General features: G+C 69.8%; 9 protein-coding genes. 1 reads left to right on the top strand and 8 read right to left on the bottom strand.

What is annotated here, in order from left to right:
• The first annotated feature begins 28 nt into the window (after positions 1-28).
• A complete protein-coding gene (locus CCR97_RS06610; RefSeq protein WP_111360030.1) occupies positions 29-730 on the top strand; it encodes a fumarylacetoacetate hydrolase family protein in 702 nt (233 codons plus the stop codon).
• A 121-nt stretch (positions 731-851) separates the two neighbouring features.
• Here CCR97_RS06610 and CCR97_RS06605 read toward each other — a convergent pair whose 3' ends face one another.
• From CCR97_RS06605 to CCR97_RS06570, 8 genes are all read right to left on the bottom strand, one after another.
• Positions 852-1,820, bottom strand: coding sequence for a Bug family tripartite tricarboxylate transporter substrate binding protein (locus tag CCR97_RS06605; protein WP_111360029.1), 969 nt, complete (start codon positions 1,818-1,820; stop codon positions 852-854).
• Between the two features lie 204 nt (positions 1,821-2,024).
• Positions 2,025-3,149, bottom strand: coding sequence for a tRNA guanosine(34) transglycosylase Tgt (gene tgt, locus CCR97_RS06600; RefSeq protein WP_244670309.1), 1,125 nt, complete (start codon positions 3,147-3,149; stop codon positions 2,025-2,027).
• Positions 3,150-3,484: 335 nt separating this feature from the next.
• Positions 3,485-5,278, bottom strand: coding sequence for a B12-binding domain-containing radical SAM protein (locus tag CCR97_RS06595; RefSeq protein ID WP_201159396.1), 1,794 nt, complete (start codon positions 5,276-5,278; stop codon positions 3,485-3,487).
• Between the two features lie 127 nt (positions 5,279-5,405).
• Positions 5,406-6,497, bottom strand: a complete 1,092-nt coding sequence (queA, locus tag CCR97_RS06590; RefSeq protein ID WP_111360164.1) for a tRNA preQ1(34) S-adenosylmethionine ribosyltransferase-isomerase QueA — start codon at positions 6,495-6,497, stop codon at positions 5,406-5,408.
• A gap of 244 nt (positions 6,498-6,741) precedes the next feature.
• A complete protein-coding gene (locus CCR97_RS06585; protein WP_111360267.1) occupies positions 6,742-7,212 on the bottom strand; it encodes a peptidylprolyl isomerase in 471 nt (156 codons plus the stop codon).
• A 131-nt stretch (positions 7,213-7,343) separates the two neighbouring features.
• Complete coding sequence (locus CCR97_RS06580) at positions 7,344-7,901, bottom strand: peptidylprolyl isomerase (RefSeq protein WP_111360265.1); 558 nt, start codon at positions 7,899-7,901, stop codon at positions 7,344-7,346.
• A 139-nt stretch (positions 7,902-8,040) separates the two neighbouring features.
• Positions 8,041-8,547: a pantetheine-phosphate adenylyltransferase gene (coaD, locus tag CCR97_RS06575; protein ID WP_111360264.1), complete on the bottom strand. Its 507-nt coding sequence runs from the start codon at positions 8,545-8,547 to the stop codon at positions 8,041-8,043.
• Between the two features lie 74 nt (positions 8,548-8,621).
• Positions 8,622-9,233, bottom strand: a complete 612-nt coding sequence (locus tag CCR97_RS06570) for a LysE family translocator (RefSeq protein WP_170146080.1) — start codon at positions 9,231-9,233, stop codon at positions 8,622-8,624.
• Positions 9,234-9,443: the final 210 nt, after the last annotated feature.

Below are 9,443 nucleotides of genomic sequence, written 5' to 3'. Positions count from 1 at the left end.
CCCCCGCCACCCTCACCGAGACGTCTTCATGAGCGCGCGCTACGTGATCGATCCTGCCCCCCAGGCGACCCTCGCGGTCGCCGGATCGGACCAGCTCTTCCCGGTCCGCCGCATCTGGTGCGTCGGCCGCAACTATGTCGAGCACATCCGCGAGATGGGGCAGGACGAGCGCGAGCCGCCGTTCTTCTTCGCCAAGCCGGCCGACGCCGTGGTGCCGGATGGCGCCACCGTCCCCTACCCGCCGCTGACCAAGGACATGCATCACGAGGTCGAGCTGGTCGTCGCGCTGAAGGGCGGCGGCCGCAACATCAGGACCGAGGACGCGCTCTCGCTCGTCTACGGCTACGCGGTCGGCATCGACCTCACCCGCCGCGACCTGCAGATCGCCTCGCGAAAGATCCAGCGGCCGTGGGAGATCGGCAAGTCGTTCGACGCCTCGGCGCCGTGCGGCGCGCTCAAGCCCGCCGCCGAGATCGGCCATCCGTCGAAGGGCCGCATCACGCTCGCCTGCAACGGCACGCTGCGCCAGGACGGCGACCTCGAGCAGATGATCTGGAACGTGCCCGAGGTGATCTCGAAGCTCTCCGAGATGGTCTCGCTCGCGCCCGGCGACATCATCATGACCGGCACGCCGGCCGGCGTCGCCGCGACCGTCGCGGGCGACACGCTGGAGTGCGCGGTCGAGGGCGTCGGCACCCTGACGGTGAAGATCGGCGCGCCGCTCGCTTGATCGTGACGACGGGCGCGGGCCGCCACGGCCCGCCCCCTTCCCCGTGTCCTGGATCGTCGTCCGGGATCGTCATCCGCGACCGTCGGCGCGGACGACGACCCGGCGAGACGTCCTCACGTCCTCACTGCTTCTGGATGCCGGCCTTCTCGATGACGGCGCCCCACTTGGCGATGTCGTCCTTGAGACGCTTCGACAGCTCCTCGGGCGAAGTCGGCCGCGCCGAGATGCCGAGCTCGAGCAGCCGCTTCTTCACGTCGGCATCGGCCAGGACCTCGCGCAGCGCCTTGTTGAGCGTCTCGATCACGGCAGGCGGCGTGCCGGCCGGCGCGAACAGCGCGTTCCACGACGTCACGTCGTAATCCTTGACGCCGGACTGCATGACGGTCGGCACGTCGGGCAGGATCTCCGACCGTTCCGCACCGGTGGTCGCCAGCGGCCGGATCTTGTTGTCCTGCAGGTTCGACTTCATCGCCGCATAGGTGTCGATCATCACGTTCACGTCGTCGCGCAAGAGCGCGATGATCACCTCCGGCGTGCCGCGATACGGCACGACATAGAAGTTCAGCCCGGTCTGCGACTTGAACAGCTCGGCCGAGAGGTTCTGGGTGCTGCCGACATTGATGGTCCCGACGTTCAGCTTGCCGGGATTCTGCTTGCCGTAGGCGAGCACGTCGTCGAGCGTCTTGTAGGGCGACGCGGCGTTGACGCCGAGGATGAAGTCGAACGTGCCGAGGATCGAGATCGGCATGAAGTCCTTCACCGGGTCGTAGGGCAGGCTCTTGAACAGCGGCACCGAGACGGCGTTGCCGTTCGACAGCAGCGTCAGCGTGTAGCCGTCGGGCGCCGCCGAGAGCGCGGCACGCGCCGAGGCGATGCCGCCGGCGCCCGGCATGTTCTCGATGATGAAGCGCTGGCCGAGCTTCTGGCCGAGCTTCTCGGTGACGATGCGCACCGTGAGATCGGCGACGCCGCCGGCGCCGAACGGCACCGTCACGCGCACCGGTCGGTCCGGATAGTTTTGGGCGGCGGCCGAGCCGGCGATCAGTGTCGTCATGGCGACGGCGGCGAGGGTGGCCAGGGCTTTCTTCATGCTGGTCCTCCGATACTTCGAGAGATCCGGCCCGCACCCGGCGCGGGCGGGGCCTCGTCGAGACGGCGCCCGGGCGGCGCCGTCGGGGGATCGCGGCCCACGGAGAGCGTGGAACGCGGACGTCGAGGGCGGTCTAGCGGCGAACCGTTTCGATTTGGAGAACGTCGGCCACCGCCGGACGGGGCGGATCGCCGCAGCCTAGCCTCACAGGGCGGGAACGTCACCCCGCGTCCACGCCGCCGTCACCTCCGCCGCATGGTCGGCGAAACGACTCTCGGCGATGGCGGCCCGGATGTCCTGCATCAATGTCTGGAAGTAGGCGATGTTGACGACGCTCAGATACATGGCGCCGAGCGTCTCGTTGGCCCTGATCAGATGGTGCAGATAGGCGCGCGGCACCTCGCGGGCGATGCGGCACGGGCTCTCCGGATCGAGCGGACGCGGATCCTCGGCGTGGCGGGCGTTCTTCAGGTTGACGGGGCCGCGGCGCGTGTAGGCGAGGCCGTGGCGGCCATTGCGGGTCGGCAGCACGCAGTCGAACATGTCGACGCCGCGCGCCACGCTCTTCAAGAGATCGTCGGGCGTGCCGACCCCCATCAGATAACGCGGTCGGTCGGTCGGCAGCAGCGGCGCGACCTCCTCGATCATCGCCAGCATGGTCGCCTGCGGCTCGCCGACCGCCAGGCCGCCGATGGCGTAGCCCTGGAACTCCATCGCGACGAGCTCGCGCGCGCTCTCGCGCCGGAGCGCCACGTCGTCGCCGCCCTGGACGATCGCGAACAGGGCGCGACCACTCGGCAGATCCGGCTCGAAGGCGCGCTTGCAGCGTTCCGCCCAGCGCAACGACAGCCGCATCGCGCGGTCGATCTCGGCCCGCTCGGCCGGCAGCGCCACGCATTCGTCGAGCTGCATGGCGATGTCGGACCCGAGGAGGCGCTGGATCTCCACGGCGCGCTCCGGCGACAGCACCACGGTCGCGCCGTCGATGTGCGAGCGGAACGTGACGCCGCTCTCGTCGACCTTGCGCAGCTCGGAGAGCGACATCACCTGGAAGCCGCCCGAGTCGGTGAGGATCGGCCCCGACCAGCCCATGAAGGCGTGCAGGCCGCCGAGCCGGGCGATGCGCTCGGCGCCGGGGCGCAGCATCAGGTGGTAGGTGTTGGAGAGCACGATGTCGGCGCCTGTCTCGCGCACCTCGTGCCAGTGCACGCCCTTCATGGCGGCCTGGGTGCCGACCGGCATGAAGGCGGGCGTCCGCACGGTGCCGTGCGGCGTCTCGAGCGTGCCCAGGCGGGCGACGCCGTCAGTGGCGAGATGGGTGAACTTCAAGCGGAAACGCCTTCGGAAGCGGAGATGTATCGAACGGGAGGCCGTTCTAGGCGGGCCGCCGACGCGGGGCAAGCGGACGTCGCGAAGTGCACCGAACCGCAGGTCCGCTCGTCCCCGCGAAGGGCCTCGGGCATGCACACATCGCGTGCCACGCATGGCAGCGTCATGCGCGGGCTCGACCCGCGCATCCATCACCTTCACCAAAAAGCGTTCTCTCGCATAGAAATGGATCGCCGGGTCAAGCCCGGCGATGACGTCGGAGGGGGAACGGAGTTCGAGGCAAATGCCGCGAACCTGCGGCCCGCGCCGCGGACCGACCGGAGCCGCCTGTCCGTCTACGCCCCCTCGGCGGCCGCCGCGGCGGGCAGGCCGAGGGCGGCGACGCCGGCCGTCTTCGCCTCCTGCACGCGGCGCTGCTGATCGACGAAGGCGCGCGCGGCGTCGCTCTCGAACAGCTCGCGCCCCTCGGTGTCGGCGTCCCAGGCGCTCATCGCCGTGTCCGTGTAGGCGAACTTTTTCGGGTCGTGCTTGATGCGCAGATAGATGCGGCGCAGCCGCATGTAGAGCATGCCCCACTGCACCAGCTTGACGGCGGTCTGGGTCCAGTAACGCGGATAGAAGGCGAGCACGGATTCGCGCGGAACGCCGGGCCGCCGGTCGGTGCGCGACTTCAGCCGCAGGAAGCCGGACTCGAGCGGGTGGATGCGCTCGAAGTCGATCGAGCCCTTGAACCAGGTGATCAGGAACAGCGCGTTGGAGGCGTTGCCGCCGCTCGCCGCGACGCGCTTGAGGATCGTCGTGATGTGATCGATCGTGTAGTAGCGCTGCCACGCCATCCGGTAGGCGTCGTTCCACTCGGCCGGCGACATCCGCCCGTGCGGGGCGCAGATGTGGTTGAGGTCGTAGCGGTTGAGGTCGGGGTCGAGCGGCACGCCGGCCTTCACGAGCTTGCGGTGATCCTCCGAGCCCGGCAGCGGCGTCAGATAGAAGAACTCCAGGAGGTCGACCGGCAGCTCGCGCTTGATCACGTCGATGTCGTGCATGATCGACTCGACCGTGTCGGCCGGGAAGCCGAGGATGTAGCCCGCATAGGTGATCACGCGGACCGACTTCCACGCCAGCAGCATCTCACGATATTCGGTGATCTTGTTCTGCCGCTTCTTGGCGTCGGCGAGGTTCTGCGGGTTGATGTTCTCGAGCCCGATGAACACGCGCCGCACGCCGGCCCGCGCCGCCTTCTCGATGAAGCCCGGCAGCTTGTGGCAAAGCGTGTCGACCTGGATGATGAAGCCGATGTTGAGCTTCTCGACCTCGCGCAGATGGATCAGCCGGTCGAGGATCGGCTCCCAGTCCTTGTTGCGGGCGAAGTTGTCGTCGGTGATGAAGAAGCTGCGCAGGCCTTGCGCGTAGTTGGTGCGCACGATCGTCTCGACGTCGTCGGGCGAGCGACGGCGCGACTTGCGGCCCTGCACGTTGATGATGGTGCAGAACGAGCACTGGTAGGGGCAGCCGCGCCCGGCGTCGAAGCTGGTCGCCGCGCCCGCCGTGCGCTGCACCCGCTCGGCCGCCATCAGCGGGATCGGCGCGCCCTCGATCGACGGCAGGTCGTCCATGTAGTCGTAGAGCGGCGCGAGGCGCCCGGCCGCGGCGTCGGCGAGCACGCGGTCGAGCCGCCCCTCCGCCTCGCCGGCGAACAGCGTGAGGCCGAGCGCGCGCGCCTCGTCGAGATCACGATCGACGCCTTTCAGCATCGCCGTGACGCCGGACACGTGGAAGCCGCCGACCGCCACGGCGATGCCGGCGGCGCGCAGCGGCCGCGCCAGATCGAGGGCGCGCGGGAACTGGTTCGACTGCACGCCGACCAGCATCACCATGCCGGCCCCGGCCGACCTGATCATCGCGGCCAGCTTGTCGGGCCGGATGCGCGTGTTGGTCTCGTCGAACGCGTGGATGTCGATCTCGACATCCGGGCCCAGCACCTGGCGGGCCGCACAGTCCTTGGCGATGCCGTAGAGCGCCGCGAGCGAATTCGACGGGATCGGCGAGCGGAACCACTGGATGACGTAGCCCTCGTCGTCGTAATGCGACGGCTTCACGAGGATCAGACAGAAACGTCGTCGTTCGGTCATGACGGCGCCGGCTCGATTCGAGGTTCAGTCACGTCGGATCGGGCCACACTGCACGGGTTTTTAGAGGCTGTACAGGAGAAATACGTATCGGTTGTTGTCCGCTCCTCCGGCGCCGGCGGCGACCCGACTATTCGCCGCGGAACAACAGGCTGGCGTCGCCGTAGGAATAGAACCGGTAGCCCGTGGCGACCGCGTGGGCGTAGGCACGCCGCATGGTGTCGAGGCCCGAAAAGGCCGCGACCAGCATGAACAGGGTCGAGCGCGGCAAATGAAAGTTGGTCATCATCACGTCGACGGCGCGGAAGCGGTATCCGGGCGTGATGAAGATCGCCGTCTCGGCCGCGAACGGCCGGATCGTGCCGTCCTCGTCGGCGGCGCTTTCCAGGAGCCGCAGCGAGGTCGAGCCGACCGCGACGATGCGGCCACCGGCTCGCTTCGCGGCGTTCAGGGCGGCGGCCGTCGCCTCGCTCACCACGCCGTACTCGGCGTGCATCCGGTGATCCGCCGTGTCGTCCGCCTTGACGGGCAGGAACGTGCCCGGTCCGACATGCAGCGTGACGGTGTGCAGCCCGCCCCCGGCGTCGCGCAGGCGCGCCAGCAGATCGTCGGTGAAATGCAGGCCCGCGGTCGGCGCCGCGACGGCGCCCTCCTCGCGGGCGAACAGCGTCTGGTAGTCGGCGCGGTCCTGCTCGTCGGCCGGCCGGCGCGCCGCGATGTAGGGCGGCAGCGGCATCGCGCCGCGCTCGGCGATCGCCTGGTCGAGCACCGGGCCGTGGAACGTGAAGGCGAGCGTCACGGCACCGCCCTCGCCCTTCTGCTCGACGCTGGCGTCGAGCTGGCCGAGGAAGCAGACCTTACCCTCGTCGCCGAACCGCACCGTGTCGCCGACCGAGAGCTTCTTGGATCCCTTGACCAGGGCCTTCCAACGGCTGCCGTCCAGCCGCTCGACCAGCGTCGCCTCGATCGCCACCTCAGGCCCGCGGCCGAGGCGCCGGCCGAACAGCTGGGCCGGGATCACCTTGGTGTCGTTGACGACGAGCTGATCACCGGGGCGCAGGAGCGACGGCAGATCGCGCACCACATGGTCTTCGAGCGCCGGCGCGGCGTCGGCGCCCGCCTGCGGCCGCACGACGAGCAGTCGCGCGCTATCACGCGGGCTCGCGGGCCGCAGCGCGATGCGCTCTTGCGGGAGATCGAAGTCGAACAGATCGGTGCGCATAAGAGTGGACTAGGTCGCGTTCGGATCCTCACTCCTCCCGACGGCTGACGTCCGGAGGCGACGCCGCGAGCACGGAGGGACCCCCTCTCCCCGTCGGGGAGAGGGTCGGGGTGAGGGGGAACGAGCGTCGATGAGTCCATCGAGAGGGCGGCACCCCCTCACCCGGTGCTCGCGCCACCGCGCGAGCACCGACCTCTCCCCGCTGGGGAGAGGTGAAGCGAAGACACGGTCCTGTCGAAGAACATCACGCCGCAGCGTCGGCGGCCATGCGGGCCGAGACGATCTTGTCGGGGTCGCTGACGGGCTCGCCGCGCTTGATCTTGTCGATGTTGTCCATGCCGGCCGTCACCTTGCCCCACACCGTGTACTGGCCGTCCAGCCAGGGCGCCTCGGTGAAGCAGATGAAGAACTGGCTGTCGCCCGAATCCGGGTTCTGGGCGCGCGCCATCGAGACGGTGCCGCGGACGTGCTTCTCGCGCGAGAACTCGGCCTTCAGCTTCTGGCCCGAGCCGCCCGTGCCGGTGCCGTGCGGGCAGCCGGTCTGCGCCATGAAGTCCTCGATCACGCGGTGGAACACGATGCCGTCGTAGAACTTCTGGCGGACCAGCTCCTTGATGCGCGCGACATGGCCGGGCGCGAGGTCGGGCCGCATCTCGATGGTGACCGGGCCCTGGGTGGTCTCGAGCAGAAGGGTGTTCTCGGTGACGTCGCTCACGTGTGAAGTCCCTTGGTTGGAATGGAAGTCTGATGAACCGGATCGGCGGCACGACCCGACGCGGAGCCGCGCCGCCGGGAGATGATCACGTCGTGCGCAAGACCGTCACGCCGCATCACTTGACGCCAAGGTCACTTGGCGTCGGCGGCGACCTGCATACGGACGATCTTGTCGGGGTTGGTGACGCGGCCGTTGTCGGCCGGCGAGCCCTTCTTCACCTTGTCGACCACGTCCATGCCGCGCACCACCTCGCCGACCACCGTGTACTTGCCGTTCAGGCCGGGGTTCTCGGCGAACATGATGAAGAACTGGCTGTTGGCGGAATTCGGGTCGCCGGCGCGGGCCATGCCGACGATGCCGCGCTTGTAGGGCACGTTGGAGAACTCGGCCGGCAGATCCGGATACTTCGAGCCGCCCGTGCCGTTGCCGCGCTGGCCGTCGCCGGTCTGCGCCATGAAACCTTCGATGACGCGGTGGAACGGCACGTTGTCGTAGAACTTCTCGCGGGCGAGCAGCTTGATGCGCTCGGCGTGCTGCGGCGCGAGGTCGGGCCGCAGCTTGATGACGATGCGGCCGTCCTTGGTGTCGAGCAGGATCGTGTTCTGCGGATCGAGGCCGGCCGGCAGCGGCTGGGCCTGCGCCGCGACCGAGAGCATCAGCACGGCGAGAGCTGCGAACAAGCGGATCATGAAGCGTCCTTGGCGTTGCGATGGAACGGCGCGATCACGACGAGCGCGGTTGCGGTGAACAGACGGCAGGCGGTCCGGACGATCGCGCGGCGCACGAGCTGCGAGGATCGCGTCGCGGATCGCATCGCCGGCCTTTTCGTCAGGTCGCCCGGGCGGCGAACCTCGCCTTCAGCCGCGCGGCCACGGCCGGCGGCACGAAAGCCGAGATGTCCCCGCCCATGGCGGCAATCTGGCGAACCAGTGTGGCGGTGATCGGGCGCGCCAGCGGCGACGCCGGCAGGAACACGGTGGCGATCTCCGGCGCCATGGCGCCGTTCATGCCGGCGAGCTGCATCTCGTAGTCGAGATCGGTGCCGTCGCGCAGCCCGCGGATCAGCGCCACGGCCCCCTGCTCGCGCGCCGCCGTGACGACCAGGCCGTCGAACGTGATGCAGGCGATCTCGCATCCCGCCTCGGCGGCGACCGGCCGGCACGTCTCCTCCAGCATGGCGGCGCGCTCCGCGGCGGAGAACAGCGGCACTTTGCCGGGATGGATGCCGATCGCCAGCACCAGGCGGTCGGCGAGGCGGACCGCCTGACGGACGACGTCCAGGTGGCCGTTGGTGACGGGGTCGAACGACCCGGCATAGAGGGCTGTGCGAAGCATCGCGCGGGTCTAGCCTGCCGGGCGCGGGTCGGCAAGGCACCCGGTGGTATTGTGCTGCAGCACGCGCGGTCCGCTCAGGCCGGACGGCGCGACAGCGCGAGCCAGACGCCACCGGCGATCAAGGCGGCGCCGGAGGCGCGGCCGAGCAGCCGCTGGCGCGACGGCGCCAGGAACCAGCCCCGCCCGGCCGCCGCGGCGAGCCCCCACACGGCGTCGAGGAGGCCAGCCAACGCCACCGCGACCGACACCATCACGACGAGCTGGAAGGTCGCCGGCAGGGCCGGATCGACGAACTGCGGCAGGAAGGCCGTGAAGAACGCCATGGTCTTCGGGTTGGAGACCGCGACCAGGAAGCCGCGCGACACGTGGACGCCGCCGGTCTCCGGGGCCGGGGCGCCGCGGCCGCTGCGCCGGAACGCCTGCACGCCGAGCCAGATCAGGTAGGCGACACCGGCCCAGCGGATCACCTCGAACAGCACGGCGGCCTTGGCCATGACCACGCCGAGGCCGAACGCCACCGTGCCGATCAGCACGGTGTTGCCGGCCATGGTGCCGACCGAGGTGGCGAGCACGGCGCGCGCCCCCTGGGTCGCGCCGGTCGAGATCATCAGGGTGACGATCGGCCCGGGCGTCAGGATCAGGAGCAGCGTGAGCGCCAGGAAGGGAACGAACAGATCCGGGTTCACGGGCGTCACCGTTCCCCGCCGCCGCAGCCGCCACGACCCGCGCGGCGACGCGTCAGCGCGGGTCCTCGTTGGACTGGGTGGTCGGGGCGGCACCGCCGATCGGCGGGCCGGCCGTGCCCGGGGCATCGGCCGCGGTCGGGGCCACGGCAGCCGGGGCTGCGCCGGTCGGCGACACGGTTGCCGGGGATGTCGGGGCGGTGGTCGGCTCGA

This window comes from Rhodoplanes elegans (genome assembly GCF_016653355.1).
GTDB classification, from domain to species: domain Bacteria; phylum Pseudomonadota; class Alphaproteobacteria; order Rhizobiales; family Xanthobacteraceae; genus Rhodoplanes; species Rhodoplanes elegans.
This window is presented reverse-complemented; position numbering and strand designations above follow the sequence as displayed.

Excerpts from the sequence above, each read along its gene's own strand:
- queA (WP_111360164.1), bottom strand. The coding sequence starts at position 6,497 with ATGCGCACCGATCTGTTCGACTTCGATCTCCCGCAAGAGCGCATCGCG.
- CCR97_RS06580 (WP_111360265.1), bottom strand. The coding sequence starts at position 7,901 with ATGATCCGCTTGTTCGCAGCTCTCGCCGTGCTGATGCTCTCGGTCGCG.
- CCR97_RS06605 (WP_111360029.1), bottom strand. The coding sequence starts at position 1,820 with ATGAAGAAAGCCCTGGCCACCCTCGCCGCCGTCGCCATGACGACACTG.
- CCR97_RS06610 (WP_111360030.1), top strand. The coding sequence starts at position 29 with ATGAGCGCGCGCTACGTGATCGATCCTGCCCCCCAGGCGACCCTCGCG.
- coaD (WP_111360264.1), bottom strand. The coding sequence starts at position 8,547 with ATGCTTCGCACAGCCCTCTATGCCGGGTCGTTCGACCCCGTCACCAAC.
- CCR97_RS06595 (WP_201159396.1), bottom strand. The coding sequence starts at position 5,278 with ATGACCGAACGACGACGTTTCTGTCTGATCCTCGTGAAGCCGTCGCAT.